The 24,796-nt window shown below is 57.3% G+C and carries 24 protein-coding genes; 9 read left to right on the forward strand and 15 right to left on the reverse strand.

Annotated elements, in window-relative coordinates; all coding sequences use genetic code 11:
* Positions 1 to 7 precede the first annotated feature (7 nt).
* The 5 genes from WFM49_RS14780 to WFM49_RS14800 all read left to right on the forward strand — a co-directional run bounded on the left by WFM49_RS14780 (position 8) and on the right by WFM49_RS14800 (position 6,002).
* Positions 8 to 1,072: a branched-chain amino acid ABC transporter permease gene (locus WFM49_RS14780; protein ID WP_009460133.1), complete on the forward strand. Its 1,065-nt coding sequence runs from the start codon at positions 8 to 10 to the stop codon at positions 1,070 to 1,072.
* A gap of 137 nt (positions 1,073 to 1,209) precedes the next feature.
* Positions 1,210 to 2,478 (forward strand): ABC transporter substrate-binding protein, encoded by a 1,269-nt coding sequence (locus tag WFM49_RS14785; RefSeq protein ID WP_009460132.1) that lies wholly within the window; start codon positions 1,210 to 1,212, stop codon positions 2,476 to 2,478.
* A gap of 50 nt (positions 2,479 to 2,528) precedes the next feature.
* Positions 2,529 to 3,362, forward strand: a complete 834-nt coding sequence (locus WFM49_RS14790) for an ABC transporter ATP-binding protein (protein ID WP_021447096.1) — start codon at positions 2,529 to 2,531, stop codon at positions 3,360 to 3,362.
* Between the two features lie 253 nt (positions 3,363 to 3,615).
* Positions 3,616 to 4,896 carry a phenylacetate--CoA ligase family protein gene (locus WFM49_RS14795; protein WP_336974007.1) on the forward strand — a complete coding sequence of 427 codons (1,281 nt, stop codon included), beginning with the start codon at positions 3,616 to 3,618 and terminating at the stop codon, positions 4,894 to 4,896.
* Positions 4,897 to 5,024: 128 nt separating this feature from the next.
* A complete protein-coding gene (locus tag WFM49_RS14800; RefSeq protein WP_250757277.1) occupies positions 5,025 to 6,002 on the forward strand; it encodes an amino acid ABC transporter substrate-binding protein in 978 nt (325 codons plus the stop codon).
* Between the two features lie 245 nt (positions 6,003 to 6,247).
* Here WFM49_RS14800 and WFM49_RS14805 read toward each other — a convergent pair whose 3' ends face one another.
* The 3 genes from WFM49_RS14805 to dprA form a co-directional block, all read right to left on the reverse strand.
* Positions 6,248 to 6,715: a hypothetical protein gene (locus WFM49_RS14805; RefSeq protein WP_009460130.1), complete on the reverse strand. Its 468-nt coding sequence runs from the start codon at positions 6,713 to 6,715 to the stop codon at positions 6,248 to 6,250.
* Entirely contained in the window at positions 6,715 to 7,635 is a 921-nt protein-coding gene (locus WFM49_RS14810) for a hydroxymethylglutaryl-CoA lyase (RefSeq protein WP_009460129.1), read from the reverse strand. Before WFM49_RS14810 ends, WFM49_RS14805 begins: the two co-directional genes overlap by 1 nt.
* A 106-nt stretch (positions 7,636 to 7,741) precedes the next feature.
* Complete coding sequence (gene dprA, locus WFM49_RS14815; RefSeq protein ID WP_009460128.1) at positions 7,742 to 8,896, reverse strand: DNA-processing protein DprA; 1,155 nt, start codon at positions 8,894 to 8,896, stop codon at positions 7,742 to 7,744.
* Between the two features lie 168 nt (positions 8,897 to 9,064).
* Here dprA and def point away from each other — a divergent pair, with 168 nt between their 5' ends.
* Positions 9,065 to 9,583 carry a peptide deformylase gene (gene def, locus WFM49_RS14820; RefSeq protein WP_009460127.1) on the forward strand — a complete coding sequence of 173 codons (519 nt, stop codon included), beginning with the start codon at positions 9,065 to 9,067 and terminating at the stop codon, positions 9,581 to 9,583.
* 5 nt (positions 9,584 to 9,588) lie between these two features.
* Positions 9,589 to 10,530 (forward strand): methionyl-tRNA formyltransferase, encoded by a 942-nt coding sequence (gene fmt / locus WFM49_RS14825; RefSeq protein WP_009460126.1) that lies wholly within the window; start codon positions 9,589 to 9,591, stop codon positions 10,528 to 10,530.
* A gap of 16 nt (positions 10,531 to 10,546) precedes the next feature.
* Here the strand turns inward: fmt and WFM49_RS14830 are convergent, their stop codons facing one another.
* The 8 genes from WFM49_RS14830 to WFM49_RS14865 all read right to left on the reverse strand — a co-directional run bounded on the left by WFM49_RS14830 (position 10,547) and on the right by WFM49_RS14865 (position 18,621).
* Positions 10,547 to 11,482, reverse strand: a complete 936-nt coding sequence (locus WFM49_RS14830) for a DMT family transporter (RefSeq protein WP_021447093.1) — start codon at positions 11,480 to 11,482, stop codon at positions 10,547 to 10,549.
* Positions 11,483 to 11,552: 70 nt separating this feature from the next.
* On the reverse strand, positions 11,553 to 12,908 hold the full coding sequence (locus tag WFM49_RS14835; protein WP_254500074.1) for an amidase: 1,356 nt from the start codon (positions 12,906 to 12,908) through the stop codon (positions 11,553 to 11,555).
* Between the two features lie 42 nt (positions 12,909 to 12,950).
* The gene (locus WFM49_RS14840) at positions 12,951 to 13,634 is read right to left on the reverse strand and encodes a DUF2848 domain-containing protein (RefSeq protein ID WP_009460123.1); all 684 of its coding nucleotides are present in this window, start codon (positions 13,632 to 13,634) and stop codon (positions 12,951 to 12,953) included.
* Between the two features lie 33 nt (positions 13,635 to 13,667).
* On the reverse strand, positions 13,668 to 14,951 hold the full coding sequence (locus tag WFM49_RS14845) for a TRAP transporter large permease (protein ID WP_009460122.1): 1,284 nt from the start codon (positions 14,949 to 14,951) through the stop codon (positions 13,668 to 13,670).
* The gene (locus tag WFM49_RS14850; protein WP_009460121.1) at positions 14,948 to 15,568 is read right to left on the reverse strand and encodes a TRAP transporter small permease subunit; all 621 of its coding nucleotides are present in this window, start codon (positions 15,566 to 15,568) and stop codon (positions 14,948 to 14,950) included. Before WFM49_RS14850 ends, WFM49_RS14845 begins: the two co-directional genes overlap by 4 nt.
* Positions 15,569 to 15,659: 91 nt before the next feature.
* Positions 15,660 to 16,706: a TRAP transporter substrate-binding protein gene (locus WFM49_RS14855; protein WP_009460120.1), complete on the reverse strand. Its 1,047-nt coding sequence runs from the start codon at positions 16,704 to 16,706 to the stop codon at positions 15,660 to 15,662.
* A gap of 113 nt (positions 16,707 to 16,819) precedes the next feature.
* A complete protein-coding gene (locus WFM49_RS14860) occupies positions 16,820 to 17,623 on the reverse strand; it encodes a putative hydro-lyase (protein WP_250756480.1) in 804 nt (267 codons plus the stop codon).
* Positions 17,624 to 17,721: 98 nt separating this feature from the next.
* Positions 17,722 to 18,621 carry a LysR family transcriptional regulator gene (locus WFM49_RS14865; protein ID WP_009460118.1) on the reverse strand — a complete coding sequence of 300 codons (900 nt, stop codon included), beginning with the start codon at positions 18,619 to 18,621 and terminating at the stop codon, positions 17,722 to 17,724.
* 124 nt (positions 18,622 to 18,745) lie between these two features.
* Here WFM49_RS14865 and waaC point away from each other — a divergent pair, with 124 nt between their 5' ends.
* Positions 18,746 to 19,747 (forward strand): lipopolysaccharide heptosyltransferase I, encoded by a 1,002-nt coding sequence (waaC, locus tag WFM49_RS14870; protein ID WP_336974022.1) that lies wholly within the window; start codon positions 18,746 to 18,748, stop codon positions 19,745 to 19,747.
* A 185-nt stretch (positions 19,748 to 19,932) separates the two neighbouring features.
* Positions 19,933 to 21,258: a 3-deoxy-D-manno-octulosonic acid transferase gene (locus WFM49_RS14875; protein WP_336974025.1), complete on the forward strand. Its 1,326-nt coding sequence runs from the start codon at positions 19,933 to 19,935 to the stop codon at positions 21,256 to 21,258.
* 155 nt (positions 21,259 to 21,413) lie between these two features.
* On the opposite strand, the gene WFM49_RS14880 is transcribed toward WFM49_RS14875, so the two are convergent.
* From WFM49_RS14880 to WFM49_RS14895, 4 genes are all read right to left on the reverse strand, one after another.
* Positions 21,414 to 21,623 carry a cold-shock protein gene (locus WFM49_RS14880; RefSeq protein ID WP_026483779.1) on the reverse strand — a complete coding sequence of 70 codons (210 nt, stop codon included), beginning with the start codon at positions 21,621 to 21,623 and terminating at the stop codon, positions 21,414 to 21,416.
* A 254-nt stretch (positions 21,624 to 21,877) separates the two neighbouring features.
* Positions 21,878 to 22,708 (reverse strand): UTP--glucose-1-phosphate uridylyltransferase GalU, encoded by an 831-nt coding sequence (galU, locus tag WFM49_RS14885; RefSeq protein ID WP_026483778.1) that lies wholly within the window; start codon positions 22,706 to 22,708, stop codon positions 21,878 to 21,880.
* A 343-nt stretch (positions 22,709 to 23,051) separates the two neighbouring features.
* Positions 23,052 to 23,888: a type III pantothenate kinase gene (locus WFM49_RS14890; protein ID WP_250756483.1), complete on the reverse strand. Its 837-nt coding sequence runs from the start codon at positions 23,886 to 23,888 to the stop codon at positions 23,052 to 23,054.
* 38 nt (positions 23,889 to 23,926) lie between these two features.
* A complete protein-coding gene (locus WFM49_RS14895) occupies positions 23,927 to 24,796 on the reverse strand; it encodes a biotin--[acetyl-CoA-carboxylase] ligase (RefSeq protein ID WP_009460113.1) in 870 nt (289 codons plus the stop codon).

The following is a 24,796-nucleotide window of genomic DNA, read 5'->3' on the forward strand; positions in this document are numbered from 1 at the left end:
AGTCGATATGATTTACCGCGAAAATGGTCAGTTCAAAAGCAGCTATCGGGCTGACCAGCAGATTTTTCCCATCCGCCAGGATCGCTATGTGGTGTTGGGCTTGTTGCTGGTGGCATTCCTGCTGGTGCCAGCCATGGCATCCAACTACTTCCTGCAAGCTATTCTGATCCCCTTTCTGATCCTGTCTTTGGCAGCGATTGGCCTGAACATTCTGGTGGGCTATTGCGGCCAGATTTCCATCGGTTCGGGTGCTTTCATGGCTGTGGGTGCGTATGCCGCCTGGAACTTTGGTGTCCGTATTCCGGAGCTGCCACTGGTCCTGCAGATCCTGCTGGGCGGCGTGTTTGCCACCTTGGTAGGCGTGGCCTTTGGTATCCCCAGCTTGCGTATCCGTGGCTTGTACCTGGCCGTCACGACCCTGGCTGCACAGTTCTTTGTGGATTGGGCTTTCCTGCGTATTGCCTTCTTCACGAACTACTCGCCTTCGGGCAACGTGTCGGTGCCTGCCTTGAGCGCCTTTGGCTTGCCGGTTCAAACCCCCATGCAGAAGTACCTGTTCGTGCTGATCTTCGTGGTGGTGTTTGCTCTGCTGGCCAAGAACCTGGTGCGTGGTGCGATTGGCCGCCAATGGATGGCCATTCGTGACATGGACGTGGCCGCAGAAGTGATTGGTATTCGTCCGGTCTACGCCAAGCTCACCGCCTTTGCCGTCAGCTCTTTCATCATCGGTGTGGCCGGTGCCTTGTGGGCTTTTGTGCACCTGGGTTCCTGGGAGCCGCTGGCCTTTGACCTGAACCGCTCCTTGCAGTTGCTGTTCATCGTCATCATCGGTGGTCTGGGCTCGATCGTAGGCAGCTTTTTCGGTGCCGCGTTCATGGTCTTGCTGCCCGTGTTCCTGACCAACGTGCCGCACTGGTTTGGTGTGTCTATTGGCGTGGATACAGCCTCGCATATTGAACACATGGTATTCGGTGCCCTGATCGTATTTTTCTTGATTGTGGAGCCGCACGGTTTGGCTCGACTCTGGAGTATTGGTAAGGAAAAGCTGCGCTTGTGGCCCTTCCCCCATTAACAGCAGGTAGGCAGTTCATTACAACAACAGCCCCGCCAATCGGGACGGGGTACTTAGACAAATGGTACTTATCGGAGGACCAGGAGATGACAACACGACTGAAACGCGCTGTGCTCGGTTTGAGTGCTTGCGCTGCAATGCTGACCATGAGTACAGCCGCTGTAGCAGCCGAGGAACAGTACATTCCCTTGCTGACCTACCGCACCGGCTCCTTTGCCCCACTGGGTATTCCATGGGCGGATGGCAAGCTGGACTATCTGGCTCTGGTCAATGAACGTGACGGCGGTGTGAATGGCGTCAAGCTGGTATACGAAGAGTGTGAAACGGCGTACGCCACGGACCGCGGCGTAGAGTGCTACGAGCGCATGAAAGGCAAGAACGGCGGGGCGTCTGGTTTTGACACCCAGTCCACGGGCATTACGTTCGCCCTGACCGACAAGGCCTTTGTGGATGGCGTGACCATTGAGACCATGGGCTACGGCCTGTCGCACTCGGCTAACGGTGCGGTATTCGAGTGGAACTTCCCGCTGCTGGGTACCTACTGGACTGCTGCCGACGTCATGATCCAGGACATCGCCAAGCAAGTGGGCGAGGACAAGCTGAAGGACCAGCGCATTGCTCTGGTTTATCACGACTCGCCGTACGGCAAGGAGCCTATCGCCCTGTTGCAAGCACGCGCCAAGGAACAAGGCTTCAAGCTGGATCTGTACCCTGTGACCGCCCCTGGCGTGGAACAGAAATCCACCTGGCTGCAAGTGCGCAAGAACCGTCCTGACTTCGTCCTGCTGTGGAGCGCCGGGATCATGACGCCTACCGCCATCCGTGAAGCTCAGGCTGTGGGTTACCCACGCGACAAGATCTACGGCATCTGGTGGGCAGCTTCCGAGAGCGATGTGGTCGATCTGGGCCAGACCGCCAAGGGCTACAAGGGCATCACCATTCACAACAGTGCTGGGGACGGTCCGGTGCATGACGCTGTGCGCGAGATGCACGCCAAAGGCAAAGGCGCTGAAAACGGTGACAAGTACGTCGGCACGCTGGCTCACACCCGCGGCATGATGATCTCCATGATGCAGGTTGAGGCTATCCGCACCGCACAAGAGAAGTTCGGCAAAGGTCAGCACATGACTCCCGAGCAAGTGCGCTGGGGCTTCGAGAACCTGAATCTGGACGAAGCACGCCTGAAAGAGCTGGGCTTTGAAGGCATCATGCGTCCCGTCAAAACCTCGTGCAACAACCACATGGGTGATGACTGGGCCCGTATCGTGCAGTGGGACGGCAGCAAGTTCGACGTCGTGTCCGACTGGTATCAGTCCGACAAGAAGTTTGTCGATCCTTTAGTCAAGGAAATGTCGGCTAAATACGCCGCCGAGAAGAAAATTACGCCTCGCACCTGCGAAGGCTAAACCCAGGCGCCCAGGGTTCGCCCTGGGCACTGCATTGCGTGGGGAAGATTATGAGTGAGACCGTAGGCCAAGTGGATGAGACGCCCATCTTGTTGGACGTCAATGGCATCGAAGTGATTTACAACCACGTCATTCTGGTGCTCAAGGGCGTGTCCTTGCGTGTGCCAGAGGGGCGGATTGTTGCCTTGCTGGGCGCCAACGGTGCCGGTAAAACCACGACCTTGCGGGCCGTATCGAACTTGCTGCGCGCCGAGCGTGGCGATGTGACCAAAGGCCAGATCCATCTGCGTGGCGAACGTATTGATCAGCTGACTCCGGCGGATCTGGTCAAGCGCGGCGTGGTGCAGGTGATGGAGGGGCGTCATTGTTTTGCGCACCTGAGCATTGAAGAGAACTTGCTGACCGGGGCCTATACCCGTTCCTTGTCGCGCGGTGACCTGAGCGCCGAGCTGGACAAGGTGTACCAGTATTTTCCGCGTCTGAAGCAGCGCCGTACCAGTCAGGCCGGCTATACCTCGGGCGGGGAGCAGCAAATGTGTGCCATTGGCCGTGCCTTGATGGCCGACCCGGGCATGATCTTGCTGGATGAACCCTCCATGGGCCTGGCACCACAGGTGGTGGAAGAAATTTTCGAGATCGTGCGTGACCTGAATCAGCGCGAGCGCGTCAGCTTCTTGCTGGCCGAGCAAAACACCAACGTGGCCCTGAAGTATGCCGACTACGGCTACATCCTGGAAAACGGCCGCGTCATGATGGATGGACCCTCCCAGGCCTTGGCCGAGAACGAAGACGTCAAGGAGTTCTATCTGGGTGTGTCCGGGGGCGAGCGCAAGAGCTTTCGCGACAATAAATTTTATCGACGACGCAAGCGCTGGCTGGCTTAACTCCCAAGGATTTCCAATGTATCAGCAGGGCCTGGCCTGTATTGAAAGCAGCAGGATCAGCACAGGAGCAGGCCACCGATCGGGATGCACACAAGGTGCCGCCCTGACCCCTTTTGACGTTTTTAGTTTTGGGCAGCTTCTGGCTACACGGGGTGTGGTAGCAGAGCTTGGTATCGACACCTGTCTGTCTGCGGACAGAACGTCGGCTGGGCGCGGGAGTGTTTGAATGCCAATTCATCCCACTGGAGGAGAGATGAGCGAATATTACGACGAGCGCGAAACCCTGGAGCCGGACGAGCGCGAAGCCGATTTACTGTCCCGTTTGCCGCAGGTCTTGCAAGCGGCCGCAAAAGGGGCCCCTGCGATTGCCAAGCAACTGGGTTCGGTTGATCTGGCCGCCGTGCGCAGCCGCGAGGATCTGCTGGCCATTCCGGTGTTTCGTAAAAGCGAGCTGCTGAAAGCCCAGCTGGAAGCGCGCGAGCAGGCTCGCTCCGGGGCGCCGTCTGCGGATTACGCGCAGTCCGTATTCGGGGGCTTTTCCTCCATTGCCTGGGGTGCGGCCCGCAAGGTGTTTGCCTCGCCCGGTCCCATGTACGAGCCAGAAAGCCGTCGTCCGGACTATTGGGGCTTTGCACGTGCACTGTACGCGGCCGGTTTCCGCCGCGAGGAACTGATTTTCAACTGCTTCTCCTACCACTTCACCCCGGCTGGTTCCATGATGGAGACCGCCGCACATGCCCTGGATTGCACGGTGTTTCCAGGAGGCGTGGGTCAAACCGAACAGCAAGTACAGGCCATGGCCGATTTGCGCCCGCATGGTTATACCGGCACCCCCAGTTTTCTGAAGATCATCATGGAAAAAGCCCAGTCCATGCAGATTGCGCTGCCAGGGCTGAGCAAGGCCTTGTTCTCCGGCGAAGCCTACCCGCCTTCCTTGCAAAAATGGTTCAGTGAGCACGGGGTGGCAGGCTACCAGGCCTACGGCAGCGCTGATCTGGGCATGATTGCCTACGAAACCCAGGCCCGCGAAGGCTTGGTGCTCAATGAAAACCTGATTCTGGAAATTGTGCGTCCTGGTACAGGCCAGCCGGTTGCACCGGGCGAAGTGGGCGAGGTGGTCGTGACCTCCTTTAACCCCGACTATCCGCTGGTGCGGTTTGGCACAGGAGACTTGTCTGCTGTCATGCCCGGCCAGTCTCCTTGCGGTCGTACCAACCAGCGCATTCGCGGCTGGATGGGGCGTGCTGACCAGACGACCAAGGTGCGCGGCATGTTTGTGCATCCGGGGCAGGTGGAGCAGATTCGTCTGCGTCACAAAGAGCTGGGCCAGGCTCGCCTGGTGGTGCGTGGTGCCAGCGGCCAGGATCAGATGGTGTTCCAGGTAGAAGTCGCGTCCAAGCCTGAAGGTCTGGAAAACGCTTTGGCCGACTCGATTCGTGAAATTACCAAACTGCGTGCCCAGGTGGAGTTCATGGAGCCAGGAGCCTTGCCTCGGGATGGTAAAGTCATCGAGGACCAACGCAGCTACGATTAATTAGCCATGTAGATATGCACACAAGTAGCAGTCGGGCTGCGGTACTATGCTGGAAAATAGTCAATACCTATATCTTTGAGGAGAGCCCGATGCGTTTTGTGCCAGTTTCTGCTGTAGTCCTGGCCTTGATGGCCAGCATGCCTGCTGCCCACGCCGACACCCTGGACAACGTCAAACAGCGCGGTCACGTGCTGTGTGGTGTGACCACCGGATTTGCCGGTTTTTCTGCCCCTGATGACAAGGGCACGTGGACGGGTCTGGATATCGACGTGTGTCGCTCGGTAGCCGCCGCCACCCTGGGCGACGCCAGCAAATTCAAGGCCGTACCCTTGAACTCGCAGCAGCGCTTTACGGCCCTGCAGTCGGGCGAAATTGATCTGTTGGCTCGTAACACCACCGTGACTCAGCAGCGTGACACTGCTGTCGGTGCGATCCACGCCGGTATCAACTTCTACGACGGTCAGGGCTTTTTGGTGTCCAAGAAACTGGGCGTATCCAGCGCCAAGGAATTGAACGGTGCCACGGTTTGTATGCAGACTGGCACGTCTAACGAAAACACCATGGCTGACTGGGCCCGTGCCAACAAGGTTGAGTACAAGCCTGTAGTGATCGAGCAGTTCAACGAAGTGGTTAACGCTTTCGTGGCTGGCCGCTGTGATGTGTTCTCTACCGACGCTTCCGGTCTGGCGTCGATCCGTATCTCCAAAATGGAGAACCCGGACGACTACCTGGTGCTGCCTGAAATCATTTCCAAAGAGCCGCTGGGCCCATTCGTCCGTCAGGGTGATGATGCCTGGCTGAACATTGTGAAATGGTCCATTCAGGCCAGCTTCAACGCCGAAGAGCTGGGTGTGACCGCTGCCAACGTGGACGAGAAGCTCAAGAGCAATAACCCCAATATCCAGCGTTTGCTGGGCGTGACTCCCGGTGCCGGCAAAAACCTGGGCCTGGACGAGAAATGGGCTTACAACATCATCAAGCAAGTTGGTAACTACGGTGAGTCCTTCGAGCGCAACGTGGGTAAAGGCAGCCCGCTGCAAATCGAACGTGGCCTGAACGCCTTGTGGATCGACGGTGGCCTGATCTACGGTCTGCCTATTCGTTAATTCTTTCGGGATTTGCGATATGCAAAAAGCAGCTCTCTTTGAGAGCTGCTTTTTTATTGACTGTTCGATCTGGGGGCGATGACGTTGATATGCTTTTTGCCTCGCCCGGCGATATGGGCTGCCCTGAACCTTCGGTGTAGGTATCACCATGTATTGGAACACGGCGATAGATAGGCTGCTTAACTGCAACGCACGGTTCTCGGTTTATCCCCATATGGTTAGCCGTATGGGGCAAACAGAGAGACTTAGCTCTTGCGCCGCAATACCAGCGAAATCTTGGCAAAGGCCACTTGCAGATCCTGTGTGGCACCCTGAAAAATCACAGGGCGGCCACGCCGGGTAAAGCAGATCAGGCGCTTGGAGTTGAATAGAGGTACAAATTTGGCAAAGTGAATATCCTGCCATTGCACCTCCCGTTTCATGATCCAGTTCTGGCGTATGCCATTCTGGTCAATCGTGGTGATGCCGTGCCACATATGCCAGGCAATCAGAATCAGGCCGGTAAACAGCAGGACCAGGCAGCCCGCCAGGACGGGGCTGATGGCGGCCCCTTGTGGGGAGCTGGCCACCAGCGCGAAACGCACGCCGATCAGGGCCAGCACAATCCAGGCGCTGGCTGCTACCCATTTGGGCCAGGAACGGCCTTGAATGGGAAGCGAGCCCAGATCCTTCAACATGGCATCAATTTCCTCTTTCGAGGGAGCTTGGCTCATCAGCACGCGGCGGCCCCTTGCTTGCGGGCGGCCAGAGCGTTACCGGCGTTGCTGGCCGATTTGCGCTTCAAATGAGCCGAAATCCATTGCCCCGTGTCTACCACGGCGTTCAGATCAATGCCGGTTTCAATATCCAGCCCTTGCATCAGGAACAGCACGTCTTCGGTGGCGACGTTGCCGGTTGCACCCTTGGCGTAGGGGCAGCCGCCCAGACCGGCTACGGAGCTGTGAAAGATATGGATGCCAGCTTGCATGGAGGCAACGATATTGGCGATGGCCTGGCCGTAGGTATCGTGGAAGTGGCCGGACACATGAGCCGGGTCAATGTGCTCGGTTACCATGCGCATGACGTCATACACCTGGCGGGCCGTGCCTACGCCGATGGTGTCGGCCACATCGATCTCGTCACAGCCCAATTCGATCAGGCGTTTGCCCACTTTCAGCACATTGGAGGGAGCCACAGCGCCTTCATAGGGACAGCCGAAAGAACAGCTGATGGAGCCGCGCAGACGCAAACCGGCTTCTTTGGCAGCCTGGGCAACCGGGGCAAAGCGCTCCAGCGATTCTTCGATGCTGCAATTGATATTGCGCTGGGAAAATGCCTCACTGGCGGCGGCAAAGATCACCACTTCGTCAGCCTTGGCGGCCAGGGCACCTTCAAAACCACGCATATTGGGTGTCAGAACCGAATAAATCGTACCGGGACGTCGGTCGATAGCAGCCATTACATCTGCGCCGTCCGCCATTTGCGGCACCCATTTGGGCGAGACAAAGGACGCGGCTTCCACGTTCACAAAACCGGCGTGGGACAAGCGGTTGACCAGTTCGACCTTGATGTCGGTGGGGATGAATTCTTTTTCGTTCTGCAGGCCGTCCCGAGGGCCGACCTCCACAATCTTGACGCGCGATGGGTATGACATGAAGTTTCCTGAAGGGGTAGATGGCTGGGGCTGGAAGGCCCTTACGTAATCGTCATGATACCTCTTGAAGGCCTGGGCTGGCGTCCTAGGAACTGCCCTATGGTCTTTAAGGTTTCAAGCGTTGAAAGCGTCCGTCCGCCAGGGGTTCGATGCAGCCTGCCAGCTCCAGTTCAGCCAGAACGGCAGGCAGTTCGGTCGCCAGCAGACCTGTGCGTCGCATCAGCTGTTCGGGGCTGAGGGGCGCAAAATCGATACGCTCCAGAATAGGGCGCAATTCCTCGGGCAAGGCTTCATAAGGATTGGGTTTTGAACCAGTTTGTGGAGCCCTATCCAGATTGAAGTCGCCTTGCACATTGCCCAGTTCGTCCAGAATATCCTGGGCGCTTTCCACCAGTTTGGCACCTTGGCGTATCAAGGCATGGCAGCCGCGAGCCAAGGGGGAGTGAATGGAGCCGGGAATGGCAAAAACTTCTCGACCTAATTCTCCGGCCAAACGAGCCGTGATCAGGGAGCCACTTTGTTTGGCTGCTTCAACCACCAGTACGCCTTTGGCCAAGGCAGCCACAATGCGATTACGGCGTGGGAAGTGATGGGGCATGGCCCGGGTGCCCAAAGGAAACTCGCTCAGCAATAGACCGTCAGCGCTGATCTGATGAGCCAGATCGCGGTGTGCTGCCGGGTAGACCAAGTCCAGCCCCGTCCCCATCACGGCAATAGTGCCTGCGGAAGAAGGGCCGGCTTTTAACGCTCCTTTGTGTGCCGCCTGGTCGATGCCGCTAGCCAGGCCGCTGATGATGCACCAGCCTCTGGAGGCCAGAGTAGCTGCAAAATCTGTCGCGATTTCCTGGCCGGATTGGGTGGCATTGCGGGCTCCCACAATAGCCAGTCCTTTGCGTTGCAAGGCTCCCAGATCGCCGTTGGCATATAACAGCAAAGGAGCGTCGTGCAGGTCCAGCAAGGAGGCGGGATAGGTGGGGTCAGCCAGCGTCACGATATGGTGATTGGCTTGCTTGAGCCATGCCACCGCTTGTTCAATCTGCGCCTGCAGCTCGTCCAGTGGTTCCTGGCTTAGTTGCACAGCCAGTTCGGCCGGAAGATGGCGCGACAGGGTTTGAACCGAGCTTTGATAGATTTGCGGTGGAAGCCCACAGGCAGCCAGCAATTGCCGGGCCTGGGCGGGCGCAAGCTCTGGCTCCAGCGACAGGCGCAACCAGGCACGCAATTCTTCCGAGATTTCATCCGAGCTAAAATGATCAGGCATAAGGTAGTGTGGCACGAAACCGATCTTTGTTCTGTGTGGCCCGGACGTTTGTATCCAGTGTGACTGCCGCTTCGGGGGCTAGGGCTTCATATGCTGCCGGGGCAATCGGGTGCCGCCCTGAAACTTGTTTTATTATATCGACTTATCGCTTTTTCTTCGGACATGACAATGGCTTTGCTTCCTATCCTGAAATTTCCTGACCCACGTCTGCACACGGTTGCCAAACCCGTGCAGGAGGTCGACGACCGCATTCGCAAACTGGTCAAGGATATGGCCGAGACCATGTATGACGCGCCCGGCGTAGGGCTGGCCGCGACGCAGGTTGACGTGCACGAGCGCGTGGTGGTCATTGACGTATCGGAAAGCGGCAATGAATTGCTGGTGCTGATCAACCCGGAAATCACCTGGAAAAGCGAAGAGCTGAAGGTCTACGAAGAAGGCTGCCTGTCTGTACCTGATACCTACGACAAGGTTGAGCGCGCCGCCAATATTCGCTTCAAGGCCCAGAATGAAAAAGGCGAGTGGTACGAGAAAGAAGCCGATGGCCTGCTTGCCGTGTGTGTTCAGCATGAACTGGACCACCTGGATGGCAAGGTGTTTGTGGAGTACCTGTCCGTGCTCAAGCGTGAGCGTATCCGCAGCCGTCTGCGCAAGCAGCAGCGTGAAGCACTGAAGGCAGGGCAATAGTCGCCATGCGTATTGTTTTTGCCGGCACTCCGGATTTTGCCCGTATCGCCCTGGAAGCCCTGTTAGCACAGGGCTTTGATGTTCCTTTGGTCATGACGCAGCCAGACCGTCCAGCTGGCCGTGGCATGAAGCTCAGTCCCAGCCCGGTCAAGCAAGCCGCTGTGAACGCTAATATCCCGGTGCTGCAGCCGCACAGCTTGCGTCTGGATGGCAAGTATCCCGAGGAAGCAGCCCAGGCCCGCCAGACCTTGCTGGATTTACAGCCGGATCTGATGGTGGTGGCAGCCTACGGTCTGATTTTGCCCAAGTGGACTTTGGAGCTGCCGCGCTATGGTTGCTTCAATATTCATGCCAGCCTCCTGCCTCGTTGGCGCGGTGCGGCACCGATCCAGCGTGCGATTCAGGCGGGTGATGCGGCCACGGGCATTACCATCATGCAGATGGATGAAGGCCTGGATACCGGCGATATGCTGGTGCGCAGCGAGCTGGCGATTCGTGATGATCACAGTGCTGCAACCCTGCATGACGATTTGGCGCAGCTAGGTGCACAGGCCTTGCTGGAAGCCTTGCAGCAAGTGCGTGATGGCACCTTGCAGGCGACTCCCCAGCCAGAAGAAGGCGTGACCTACGCCGAGAAACTGTCCAAGGCCGAATCAGTGCTGGAGTTAGGCCAACCGGCCAAGGAGCTGGAGCGCCGTATTCGCGCGTTTGACCCAGTGCCTGGCTCCACCCTGTCCCTGCCCGGTTTGGAGCAGCCCGTGAAGGTTTGGCGCGCTCAGGCGCTAGAGCAGAAGCATTCAGCAGAACCTGGTCAGGTTCTGAACGTCAGTGCCCAAGGCATTGACGTGGCTTGCGGTGAAGGTGTGTTGCGTTTGCTGGAGCTGCAAAAAGCCGGTTCCAAGCGTCAGCCCGTCGCCGTCTTTGTGCAGGGCTGGCAGTCTCGCTAAGCCTTGCCACCTGGACTCAGGCGCCAGACCTGTTCTGGCGCCGCCACTCCAGAGTCCCAATCACAATGCCGCTGGTACACACCACGGCAATCCCGATCCAGGTAAAGACATCCGGGAACTGACCCCAGATCAGCCATCCCAGCGCGGCTGCGGCCACAATTTGCAGATACACAAACGGGGCCAGCAAAGACGCCGAGGCGCGTTGATAGGCCTGTATTTGCAGCAGATGGCCCAGACAACCCCACAGTCCGGTCGAAATCAGAATCAACCATTGGAAAAAGCTCAGCTCTTTTAAGGCAGGCAGGGCGGCGGGCAGTAAAAAGGGTAAGGCAATGGTCAGGCAGATGCTGCCGACTGCACCGCTCCAGATCAGGGTGGTCAGCGAATTGTCCACGGCCACGCGACGTGTTGCGATAAATTGCGTGGCGAACAGACAGGCGGTCATCAAGCCAAACATCACCCCTATTGGGTGCAGGCCAGCGGTAGGTCGGATGATGATCAGCACGCCCAGAAAGCCGACTCCGGCAGCTACCCAGCGACTGATGCGCGGTGGCTCTTTCAGAATCCAGGGGGCAACAGACAGCACCAGCAAAGGGGCCAGAAAGTTGATGGAGGTGGCTTCGGCTTGAGGCAGATAGCTCAAGGCGTTGAAAAACGAGAAGGTGGACAGCATCATCACTGTGCCACGCAAAATTTGTGCTTTGGGGCGGGAGCTGCGCAGGATCTTTCGGCCCTTGACCGGCAAGACCAGCGCCAGCACCAGTCCCAGGTGGACGACGTAGCGAAACCAGCACATCACCAGCAGGGGCACGCCAAAGCCCATGATCCATTTGCCGCTGGCATCCAGACCCGACAGGGCCCAGGAAGACAGAATCAGAATGAGCACCCCCGCCAAGGGAAAGACCGTGGGCGTCATGGTCTGGGGCAAGGAGGAGGACTGGGGTGTGCTCATGACAGGCTCCTGACGAAAAGCACAAGGACGGCCGGATGGCCGTCCTGGAAGGAACGTAAATCTTACTGGATTAGCGTTTGCGCAGGGGTAATACCCGTTCGATTGCTGAACCTACTGCCAGCAGATGTTCGTCGTGGTAGGCAGGAGCTGCCACCATCAGGCCCACAGGGGCTTCATCAGCGGCATGGCAAGGCAGCGACAGGGCGCAGCCGTCCAGGAAGTTGATCAGGGTGGGGTTGCGCAGGACCAGGCCGTTAGTGGCGAAGTAGACTTCGTCCGACTCTTTCAGATCGGCAATGCGGGGAGCGACAACGGGCACGGTAGGCATCAGGACGGCGTCGTAGCGCTCCAGACGGCTTTCCACCGCGCTGATCCAGGCCTGGCGGGTGTCTTGCAGTTCGATGTAGTCGGCGCAATCGATGTCCTTGCCGCGCAGAATGCGGGAAGCCACGCGTGGGTCGTATTGCTCGCCCTTGCTTTGCAGGGTGTCGCGGTGCACGGACCAGGCTTCGGCGCAGACAAAACCGCCTTTGCGGTTGATCTGCGGCAGTTGGTCAAACTCGGGCAAGTTGATTTCCTCAACCACAGCGCCTTGCTCACGCAGCAGGGCGATGGCACGGTCAAAGGCGGCGCGCACGGTTTCATCAATGCCGTCAAACACAAAGGTCTTGGGCACAGCCAGACGCAAGGTGTCCAGGGCAGGTGTTGCCACGGGCACATAAGGCTGATCGGTCAGGATGGAGTCCACAATGGCGCAACACTCTACCGAGGCAGCCAGAGGGCCATTGGAGTCCAGGCTGCGCGACAAAGGCATGGTGCCTTCGCTGGGAACGCGCTCGGCGGTGGGTTTGAAACCGGTCAGGCCGTTAAAGGCCGAAGGAATACGGATGGAGCCGCCCGTGTCGGTACCAATGGAGAAAACCGACATGCCTTGAGCGACGGCCACGCCGGCGCCGGAGGACGAACCCCCCGGGATGCGGGCATTGTCACGGTCCCAAACGGAACGAGGCGTACCGTAGTGGGGGTTGATGCCCAGACCGGAGAAGGCAAACTCGGTCATATTGGTGGAGCCGATCAGAATGGCACCGGCGCGCAGCAGGCGCTCCACAATGGTAGCGTTCTGTTCGGCCGGTTCGGCGTCTTTCAGCACAGCCGACCCACCCAGAGTGATGTAGCCCGCGATGTCATGCAGGTTCTTGACCGACATGGGCAGACCTTCAACCAGCGAGCGGCTCAAACCGGCAGCGCGCAAAATGTCGGAGGCTTTGGCGGCGGCCAGAGCCTGTTCAGCAAACACTTCGATGAACGTGGCAGCGCCGTCACGGCTTTCGTCCTGGATACGGTCCAGGGCTTGCTGGGTCAGTTCGACCGAGGTGGTTTCGCCACGATCAAGAGCACGTTGCAGTTCGGTAATAGTCGCTAGCATGGGTCACTCGCAAAATAAATGGGTGGGGCGGGCTGGGCCAGTTTAGGCTACTTCAGGCAGGATTTCGGTTACGTAGGTATGACGGATGCTGCGTTCGCGGCGGGGGTCATACAGTTCCATGGTGAACTGGGTAGCAGGGCGAATGCCACCAATGGCACCCACGGTACCGCAGGTCATGCCAAAGCCTTCAGGCATGGTGGTGGACTGGAAGTAGCCTTCGATCAGCTCCAGCGGGTTCTTCAGGGTGGACAAGGGACCATCCTGGTACAGGACTTCCTTGCCGTCTTCCTGAATGTAGGCGCGGATGATCAGCTCGTCCCAGTAGTCGGCCACATCGCTGAACAACCAGGCTTCGCGGGCAACGGGCTTGGCGCAGATCTGCTTGGACAGGGCCACGCTGTGGGCTTCCAGTACGCGGTCCGTGTGGTCCGAGGCCAGGCTGACCAGCAGGCGGCCCTGGTGGTTGAACACAAACACTTCGGTCTCGCCGGACGAACCGGAGCCCACGACCTGGATGTCGGCATCCTGGATCATCTGGTTGGCGGCGATGCGGTAGTACAAAGGCACCGAGCTAGGGCGCGGTACGCCCAGTTCGGCCAGCTCTTCAATATGGTGCTCGATGGCAGCCAGATCGCGGCCAGCCCAGCCGGCCACGATGCAGTGCTGCAAATCAGCTTCGATGATTTCAGTGTGGGTGGCCTGGGCCAGTTCAAAGGTCAAACGCATAGCAGTACTCGTTTACTCAAAGACAGATTGGGATTAACCGAACAGGCGTGGCAGCCACAAAGCCAGATCCGGGAAGATAGCCAGCAGGCCCACCATGGCCAGCAGCATGATCACAAAGGGCAGGCTGCCCATCATGACGTCATTCATGCTGCCGCTCTTGCGCAGGCTCTGGACCACAAACAGGTTCAGACCAACCGGCGGAGTGATCAACGCCACTTCCACCAGAATGATGATGGCAATACCCAGCCACACCGGATCAAAGCCCAGGGCGATCATGATGGGAGCCACGATAGGGATGGTGGTGATCATCATGGACAGGGTTTCCATGAAGCAGCCCAGCACCAGGTAGAACACCACGATGATCATCAACATGACCATGGGCGAGACACCCAGGCCCGTGATGGCGTCGGTCAGCGCATTGGTCAGGCCAGTGGCGGACATGACAAAGTTCAGGAAGGCCGAACCGATCACGATCAGCATGATCATGGCGGTGGCTTTCATGGTGCCTTCCAGCACTTCCTTGATCATGTTCCAGCTCATACGGCCCGAGAAGGCAGCCAGAATCAGAGCACCGACCACACCCAGGGCAGCAGCCTCGGTTGGGGTGGCAACACCGGCGTAAATCGAGCCCACGACCAGCAGGAAAATGCCCAGTGGTGGAACCAGGTGCACCAGGCTGGCAAAACGCTGGCCCCAGGAGGCCTTGATCTTCGCACCGCCCCATTTGGGTTTGACCATACATGCAGCAGCAATTGCCAACATGAACAGCAAGGCCATGCCCAAACCGGGGATGATGCCGGCCAGGTACAGCTTGGGCACCGAAGTATTGGTCAGTACGCCGTAGATCACCAGGTTGATCGAAGGCGGAATCAGAATGCCCAAGGTACCGCCAGCGGCCAGACTACCCAGGAACAGAGGCTCGTTATAGCCTTGTTTCTTGATTTGCGGCAGGGCCACGGTGCCCACGGTGGCAGCAGTGGCCACGCTGGAACCGGAGGTGGCGGCAAACAGGGCGCTGGCACCAATGTTGGCGTGCATCAGGCCGCCGGGCAGCCAGGACAGCCACAGGCTCATGGCGTTGTACATACGTTCAGCCATGCCCGAGCGCAGCAGGATCTCGCCCAGCATGATGAACAGGGGAATGGCCACCAGCAGGAATTCGTTGCTGGTGCCCCAGGAAATTTCACCCAATGCGCCGGTCAGGGGCAGCATGGAGTACAGCGGGTCCAGAATCAGGCCCAAAACACCCAGGGCAGCGCCCACGGGAATGCTCAGTCCGATCAGAACGAGCAAGAGAGTCAGTGCGGTTGTAATCATTTGGCGTCTCCTTGCACCATGCGTTTGCCAGCCTCGGCTTCTTCAGAGGCTTCTTCCTGGGTGCTGCGGATACCGCACAGGGATTGGATACCGGCCAGGTCACCTGTAATCAGGGCCAGGCTGGAGCGCAGCAGCATCAAGGCCAGAACGACGCACAACCAGATCAGGCCGCCCACCCACAGGAACTGGGGAATCCACAAGGGAGTGCCCATGGCGGTGTTGGCGGTGGACTGGTTGGTCCAGGACAGGCCGGCCACGTCGGTGGCGTACAAGGTCAGGTAGACAATGAAAACAGACAGGGCCACCAGAGCAATCCAGTCCAGCAGGGCAGCCAGACGAACAGGTAAGTGCTGGTAGATGGCGTCGATACGGATATTGGCCCGTTGCAGGGTGGCAAAGGACAGTGCCCAGGAAATGCTGATGGCAAAGGCATAGCCGGACAGTTCATCCGAGCCGCCCAGAGAGCTGCCACTGAATTTGCGGAACAGGACGTCCGCGGTGATGTAGAGGGCGCTGATCAATGTCAGGCTGCCTGCGAACCAGATGGCGACGCGCGACAGGGATGTGGCGGCGGACAGCAAACGGTTCAGCATGGCGAATTTTTCGGTATTTTCCATGATGTCTACCCCGTACAGGGTCTAGGAGGGAGGGGCCTGGGGTACAGGCAGCCTGCCACCGTGAGTCTGGTGGCAGGCAGGACGTACAGATTTACTTCTTGGCTTCGAAGCCCAGGATCGGGCTCAGGCTGGTGTTGAATGCAGCCACGGTGTCGGCGGCGCTACGCTCGGCCCATTTGGGAACCACGGTCTCGCTCATGACTTTCTTGAGCAGTTCACGGTCAGCGTCGGTAGGCTTGACCAGAGTCATCTTGCCTTTGACGGGCTGCGTGCAAGCGTCGGCGCCCGTGTTGCAGTCATAGCCTTCCTGTGTTTCCTTGGCAGCGGCAACCCAGATTTCTTCGGTCATGGCCTTGATGTTGCTGGCCAGGAACTCTTGAACTTTGGGGTCCAGCTTGTTCCAGGTGCCCAGGTTGGCAGCGTGAATCTGCTGGTTCCAGTTGATTGGCATTTCGTACAGCTTGGAGCTGACTTCGTACCATTTGGCCGAGTAACCGGACATGGAGCCGGTAATGGCGCAATCGACCACGCCGTTTTGCAGTGCGGGAACCACTTCACCGAATGGGATGGTCACGCTGTTGCCGCCCAGAGCCTGAACGAATTCAGCCTGAGTACGGCTGCTGGTACGCACCTTCTTGCCTTTCAGGTCGCTCAGGCCATTGAAGTTGCCATTGCAAAACAGAACTTGGGCAGGGTAGGTGGAAAAGCCCAGAACCTTGACGTTGCTCTTGGCGTAGAACTGTTCGTAGGCGGGAGTGAACGCGTCGGTCAGCTTCTTGGCCACTTCAATATCGGGAGCCAGACCAGCCAGGTCGATCGCTTCGTTAATGGAGTTGTCGCTGGCAAAGTAAGCCAGGGTGGCGGTACCGAAAGGAATCACACCTTGGCTGATCAAGCGCATGATTTCAGGACCTTTCAGGCCCATGTCATTAAAGCCCTTGATATCGGCCGTGATCTGGCCGCCGGACAGCTCAGGTACTTTCTTGGTCCAGAAGGGCTGCTCGGTGTTCTGGTAGGCGGTCAGGTTGCTCAAGCCACCGACAACTTTCAAAGAAGTCTTGGGCAGTTCCTGGGCCATGGCAGCAGAGCCCAGGGCCAGCGAGCCCAAAGCCAGGGAGGTCAGTACGATTTTTTTCATAAGGTGCTCCTAATAGCGGTCCAGCTGTATGGTTGATAGAGTGCGCTCCCTGTTTGAAGGGGCTGCATATTGAAACCAAAGGGGTGACCGGTTTTGTGTCGGTCAAAACTTGCTTAAAGCGCGGCCAGCCGTGTGTTGGGCAGATCGGTAATCAACATATGGCCAGGGGCATGCGTGATACAAAACTGCGGCTTGGCCTGGGCGGCGACGGCTTGAGGGGTAACGCCGCAAGCCCAGAAAACGGGTAATTCGTCGGAGCCGACTGGCACAGCATCGCCATAGTCGGGTTGTTGCAGGTCGCTGATTCCAATCAGGGACGGATTGCCAATATGAACCGGGGCACCGTGCACGGACGGAAAGCGCGAGGTGATCTGAATGGCGCGAATGGCATCGGCCGCACGCATGGGGCGCATCGATACCACCAGCGGGCCAGACAGGCGCTGTGTGCCCTGGGTCTGGATAGAGCTGCGATACATGGGCACATTCACGCCCGCACTGATATGGCGTACATCAATGCCGTCGGCCAGCAGCGCTTCTTCAAAGGAGAAGGAGCAGCCAATCAGAAAGGACACCAGATCATCGCGCCAGACATCTTCGATGTTCAGTGGCTCGGCGCTGAGCTCGCCGTTCTGCCAGACACGGTAACGAGGGAAATCCGTGCGCAGATCAATCGAGCCACCCAAGGTTGGCACCTGAAACTGACCGGGTTCCGTCACGGCTAATAAAGGGCAGGGTTTGGGGTTGCGCTGACAAAACAGCAGGAACTCATCGGCCCAGTCTTTGGGCAGAATCATCAGGTTGGCCTGCACATAGCCTGCGGCCAGTCCTGCGGTAGGACCAGTATGAGTTTCTTGACGGATCAGCTCGCGGCATTTTTCAGCCTCGGGCGCCAGCACAGGCAGGGTTTGCAGGTTCATGATGACCACTCGCACAAAGGGGGTTGATCACAGCCTCGGATTGCAACCGATCAGATAATTTGTGTCCAATCGTATGTTTGAATCCTAGGCCATAACGATTACTTATCGGACTGCACGTATTGTTGGGCGATTTCTTGGGCGTGATTGGCCACGACGCGGGCAATATGACTGTCCGGAGAATCCATCCAGCAGGCAAAAAATTCGATGGCCGGCAGGGGTTGATCCACCTTCAAAAGGCGCAGTTTTCCCTCGGAAAGCTCGTCTTTTATGACCTCGGGAGCCAGCACGCTGGGGCCCATGGCATGACGCGTCATTTGCACGATTGTGCTTAGCGATGCACTGCCAAAAATACGTGGGGATTTGACGCCGGCACGCAGCAAAGCTTCGCGTGTGGCGAGGTAGGGAACGCTACCGGATGGATAGGTGATTACAGGGTAAACCCCTAGCTCGGAAACGCTGACTTTGCGGCCATGCAACTTCAATTCGGGACTGGCGACCCAGCCTAACTGATAAGCGCACAGTCGAATGCATTGTTCTTTGGGATCCTGGCCTACGCCCACAATCATGGCCATATCAATCTGGAAGCTGGCCAGTTGCTGGCGCAGCACGCTGGTGGTGTCGACATGGATCTCGATGACCAAAGCCGGGTATTCCTGATGCAGCTTGTCGATCAGCTCATGCAGCCAGGTCTGCACAATGGTTTCAGCCACCCCCAGACGCAGCAGGCCGCGGATGGCGTTCTGCTCTTTGGCGGCGCGCAGCATCTCGGTACGCAGATCCAGCATGCGCTGTGCGTGCGACAACAACTCCTGGCCTTTATCGGTCAGCTTGATGCCCCGGGCACCCCGATCAAACAAGCGCAGCTCCAGACTGGATTCCAGTCCGGCGATACGCTGAGAAATAGACGGTTGGGTCGTGTTGAGTTTTTCGGCAGCTGCCCGGAAACCGCCAAGCTCGGCAACCCATACAAAGGCTTCGATCTGTTTGAGATCAATCATGTTTCCGGTCCAGAAAATAGGCAGTCTTATTATGCCTGATGGCAATTGGCGGGCATAAGTAGAGCAGGCGGATATTTTTCTGCATCTTTGTTTGATTGGACGCGGCCACCACTATAATTCGCCCATGACTTGCAAGATACTGATTGTGCGTACGTCCTCTTTGGGAGATCTGGTGCATATGCTGCCAGCAATCTCGGACATTGCACGCCATGTGCCCGGTGCACAAATTGATTGGCTCGTAGAAGAGAGCTTTGCTCAGATTCCGGGCTGGCATCCGGCAGTAAATGAAGTGATCCCGGTAGCGCATCGGCGCTGGCGCAAACAGTGGTGGTCTGCCCAGACACGCCAGGAACGCGCCGCTTTGCGCGAACAACTGCAATCACGCCAATACGATGTTGTGCTGGATATGCAGGCGCTGATGAAATCCATCTGGCTGGTACGGCAGACTAAAGGCCGTCGTCATGGGCTGGATTGGAAGTCGGCGCGTGAACCGCTGGCCTCGCTGTTCTACGATGTGCGTCATCGCGTCGGTTTCTGGCAGCCTGCTGTGTTCCGTCAGCGCAGCTTGGCCGCGTCTGCCTTTGGCTATCAGTTTGAAGGCGCTCCTGATTTTGGTTTGCAGGGTTTGGCCGCGCAAGCCCCCAAGGACGAGGATCCTTACGCCATCATCATGCCGTCGGCCAGCCGCGACGATAAGCTCTGGGAGCCGGAGAACTGGCAACAGGTCTTTGATCGCCTGCAAGGGGAAGGGATGGCATTGCGCTTGTTGGCGGGCAGCCCTGCCGAGTCCGCCCGTGCCGAGGCGCTGATTATCGGTCGCAGCCAGGCTCAGGTGATGCCACGAATGGATTTGACGCCTATCGCTTTGCAATTGGCTGGAGCGCAAGTCATGGTGGGTCTGGACAGTGGTCTGACGCATTTGTCAGCCGGTTTGGGCCGTCCTACTATTGGTATCTATAAAGCCTCGACCCCAGTGCGTACCCCCCTGGAAGGTTCCGCCTACACCGCCAGCCTGGGTGAGCGTGGACATCCTCCTTCCGCGGAAACCGTGCTCTGTGCCATCGATCAGGCGCTGGGGCGGACAGGCGTGCCGGAGGCGGCCTTGTTGGACGCGCCAAAAGGCTAGTTCGGGTCTGATCGCCAATTCGTTTTTTTGTCAGCTGGCTTTGTGCTTACAATACGCGATGCTAAGGGGCCTGCAGCCCCGCCTGGGCGCAGGCCCTTTGTCTGCCTGACATTATTTTCTATTCGTCTTCCTGGTAGCGCCGAGCGTGGCTTGGCTGCTGCTGATTTCGTACTGAGGCTAAGCGGGTGAACCGATTCTTCTATACCGCCTCTATTCGCATATTGGCTCCAGCCTTGATGGCCTGGATGGGCTTGCGTGCCCGTCGAGCTGGTGGCGAATGGCAGGTGTTATCGGGTGCCCGCTTTGGTTTTTATGGTTCGCTGCCTGCGCCCAGAAAAGCCCCGGTGTGGGTGCATGCGGTCAGCTTGGGTGAAACGCGTGCGGCGCAGCCTTTGATTCGTGCTTTGCTGGATCAGGGTGAGACGGTCCTGTTAACCCATATGACAGTTACGGGCCGTACAGAAGGTGCGACTGCGTTTGCGGCTGAGATTGCCAGCGGGCAATTGCTGCAACAATGGCTACCCTACGACTTTCCGGGCTCGGTACGACGTTTTTTCGCCCATTACCGGCCATGTGCCGGGGTGCTGATTGAACGCGAGGTGTGGCCCAATCTATTGGCTGCGGCACGCCGGCAAGGTGTTCCCATGATGTTGGCCAGTGCCCGGTTCTCGGAAAGTGCATTGCGTACCAGCCTGAAAGCAGGTTCGGTCATGCGAGAGGCCTACCGCTCCTTCAAGTTGATCTATGCACAAAGCCTGGCTGATGCACAGCGGCTGGAGTTGGCGGGCGCACAAGGCGTGCGCGTGTCAGGGAATCTGAAGTTTGATGTAGTTTTGCCACAGGACAAGATTGCACGTGGCCGTGGCTTTGCCAGTGACCTGGGACGGCGTGTGGTGGTGATCGCCAGTACGCGCGAGACTGAGCATGTCGATTTCATTGATGCCATTGCCCATTACCTGCGCCGTGAACGAGAGCATGGTAGCGAGCTGCATAGCCCAGTCCTGTTTGTTGTGATTCCACGTCACCCGGAGCGGTTTGAAGAAGCGGCAGATTATCTGAATCAGCTAGGTTTGCGTTCCGTGCGGCGTAGCGAGTTGCTGGAGCAGGGCGATACCAGCACCAGTGCGATCAAGGCTTGTCGTGAAGTGGATGTGCTGCTGGGCGACACCCTAGGTGAAATGCACTGGTATTACGGCCTGGCACGAGTCGCCATTGTGGCGGGCAGCTTCCAGCCCTTGGGCGGGCAGAACTTTATCGAGGCCTGCGCAGTGGGTGTCCCTGTGATTGTGGGCCCGCATACTCATAATTTTGCCCAAGCCATGCAAGATGCCATGCAGGCCGGCGCTGCGATACGTGCGGGTACGCCAGCCTTGGCGTTGCAGCAGGCACTGGAGCTAGTAGATGATCCAGCACGCCATCACAAAATGGCTGATGCGGGTTTGCATTGGGTTCAAATGCACGAAGGCGCAGTGCAGCGTGTACTTTCTGGATTGGCACAAATCCGCGATTAAATACGTGGCTGTTTATTAGCTAATAAGTATTTAGTTTTACGTGTTTTGGAATTTGTGGCGATTTGAGGACAGCTCGTCTTGATTTGGATCAAGTTAAATAAAAAAGCCCGCATTTAGCGGGCTTTTTTGAGATCTAAAAACTAATCGAGATCGATTTACAGTTTTTGGATGCTCTTAGCTTGTGGACCCTTTTGGCCTTCAGCCGACACGTACGAAACGCGCTGGTTTTCTTCCAAGGATTTAAAGCCCGTGCCCAAGATGTCGGAATGGTGAACGAAAAGATCTTTGCCACCGTTGTCGGGGGAGATAAAGCCGTAGCCTTTTTCGTTATTGAACCATTTCACGATACCGGTTTCTGTTTGCATTTCCTGCATTCCCTAAAAATGACGAGCAATCTGCTCAAAAAAGATTGTCAAGATGTAAAAATCAGGGCAATGAGTATTAGAAACAATACCGTATTGAACAAACTTCGACGAACTTGAAATCCTGCACCGCCAATCGTAGGGGGTATTTAACCTGTAAGTCAAGCTAAATCGACCCTCTGCGTGGTTTTAAGGCAGTGTTTGATCAACAATTGCAACCAAGCTTGTTATCGTAACGGACCCCTCTGCGCCCCTCGTTAAAGTCCGTGGTATTTACGACCAAATTCAAGCGTAGCATGAAAGAAACCGGACTTGCTACCACAGTCGTAACGTGTGCCTTCATATTCATATGCATATACCGCACGACTTTCCAAAAGACTGGCAATTCCATCCGTTAATTGAATCTCTCCACCTACCCCTGCTTGAGTGCGTCGCAGGTGGTCAAATATTTCCGGTTCCAATACATAACGGCCTACAACGGCTTGTGTAGAAGGGGCTACTTCGGGTGCGGGCTTTTCAACAATTCCATTAAGTCGAGTTGCTTTTGAGTCGACTAAATTACCCGAAACAATTCCATATTTATTTGTTTCATTTCTATTTACATTTTGAGTTGCCACAATACTTCCGTTGTATTGATGCGCAGCCTCAACCAGTTGCCGCGATACAGGTGTGGTGGCGTCGATCAGGTCGTCCGCCAGCAGGACCAGGAAGGGCTCGTTGCCCACGATGGGGGCAGCGCACAGCACGGCATGGCCCAGACCCAGCGCGCGTGGCTGGCGGGTGTAAATACAGCTGACATGGCTGGGAATGATGTTTTGAACGGCATCCAGCAATTCCAGCTTGTTCTTGCCTTCCAGTTCGTGTTCCAGTTCCGGGATGCTGTCAAAGTGATCTTCAATGGCTCGCTTGTTGCGGCCGGTGATAAAGATCAGTTCTGTGACTCCAGCGGCGACAGCCTCTTCGACAGCGTACTGAATCAGTGGTTTGTCGACAATTGGCAACATTTCCTTGGGCATGGCCTTGGTGGCGGGCAGAAAACGTGTGCCTAGACCGGCGACGGGGAAAACTGCTTTGCGTATGGGTTTCATAGTGTCGTCAATCGAGGATCAAGGGGAAGCGGGCGTTGGATGGGCCGGGGTTCCAAGTTGAATGGCATCTTGGTTACGCTGCGAAAACTGTCTAGGCTCACGGCCTTGTTCGCTGGGGGGCGTGCCAAAAAAGCCTTGTCCAAAAGCCAGCAAGGCCAGGTTTGCCACCAGGATCAGTATGAAAAGCAGTCGCATCGCAAATGCCCTGAAAAATACAGTTCAACCCAAGATTGTACGGGTAGGGGAGTTTAAGTTCATCCGTTTTAATGCCAATCGTATCTATGGGTCACCGGCAGTTCACAGGCAAGAGGGGGCAGAGGGACGGTTATAAGCTCGAATCGACTTACGGGTGGGCCGCAAACAGCGACAGACCCCGCAAGGCAGGAGTTTCCAGCTCGTGTAGATGGGGGGGCTCTATATTGAGCAAACGGCAATGATGGCTTAATTGTTCTAACAGTTCTTGCTGAGCCAGTGCGCGGCCACCGCCCGCCAGAAAGACCAATGGGCTGTGTCCCAGATGCTGACGGCCTTTCTCCCATTGTCGCAACACGGCTCCAGCCTGTGCGGCAGCCACCCCGGTGCTGATAGCTTCCTGAGTATTGCGTGGGAACGCCGCAGTTTGCCCATGCGCCTCAGGAAGCTGCGCCGTATTTTGCTTGAGTGAAGCCAGCATCAAGCTGGGACCGGGCAGAATGGAGCCACCTAAAAAGTGACGCACTCCATTTTGTGCAGGTCCCAGCAAGTCAATCGTGGTAGCAGTACCAAAGCTGATCAGCAAGGCGCCTTGGTCGACCGGGTATTCCTGGGTTAGCAAATCGCTTAAGCCTAATAAGGAGGCCCAGCGGTCGGCACCCAATTGGCCAGCCTGTTCATAATCGTTGTGCAGCCCAAAAGCCTGCTCTTGGGCCTGCAACCAGCGTACCGAGCCCAAGCCCAGACGGCTGACGGCTGCATCAATTTGCGCTTGGACCTGTGGCCCGGCCACATTCACCCCTAGTGCTTGTACACCTTTTTGTTGGGCGAATTCTTGCAGCGGGGCCTGGCCTGCCTCCAGCCAAACCGCCAATTGATCCAATTGGTCGGCATGCACGCTAACCGGCTGGCTTTCGCGCGCGCCGCTTAAAGGATGACACCACCCTAGTTTGATACGGGTGTTGCCAGAGTCGATGAGCAGGGTCATGCCGGATCGTTAGAGCTAAAAAGGGTGCAGTATAGCGATCAGCGGTGAGCGCGAACGGAAACTTCGCCCACTGTGACCGCACGTTCGGAACCATCGGGGTGGCGCAATAATAATTGCCCCGAGGTATTGATGCCCGTCACGATGCCTGTATGCAGGACTTGGCCATTGTCAATGATATGGACTTGCTGGCCAATTAGCGCGTCAACTTGCGCGTAGCGTGTAGGCAGATCAGCAAAACCGTGGGCTGTGACATGATTCAGGCTCAGGTACAGGCTTTGCGCGACTTTGGCCACAAGGTCCGAACAGCGTGCCAGAGACGCTTGCTGGGAGTGTTCAGCAATGCTGGTCCAGTCTGCAATGGCGCGTTGCGTGTTCTGGCTGATGGTCTCTGCTTCACGCAGGTTCAGGCCTATGCCGATAATCACCACATGATGGTCACTGGAGCTGGGCGCTGCACTGGCGCGGGTCGCCTCAACCAGAATGCCGGACAGCTTGGCCTGATCCCATAGCACGTCATTCGGCCATTTCATGGCCAGACGATTACGCACTGCCGGTTCCAGAAACTGGCGCAGCGCTTCCGTTGTTGCCAGACCGGACAGCGGCGAAAGAGTAGGCAGCTGCCGCGCAGGCAGAAAAATATCAAAGGCACAGGAAAACATCAGGTTTGCACCGACGCTGTTTTCCCACGTGCGTCCGGCACGCCCACGACCACGACTTTGCAGATGTGCGCCCAGCAACCAGGGACGCACACGCGGCCCGGATTCCTGACGAGCCAGGGCAAGCAAATCGGCGTTGGTCGATTCGGTCGAGTCTACCCAGCGTATCTGGGGAAAATGTGGCAAGCGCGTACGCAGCTCTGCCACCATATCGCGCGGGCTGGGTAGGGTGAATGCAGAAGAGGTATTCAT

This window comes from Alcaligenes sp. PF14 (assembly GCF_037150615.1).
GTDB classification, from domain to species: domain Bacteria; phylum Pseudomonadota; class Gammaproteobacteria; order Burkholderiales; family Burkholderiaceae_B; genus Alcaligenes; species Alcaligenes phenolicus.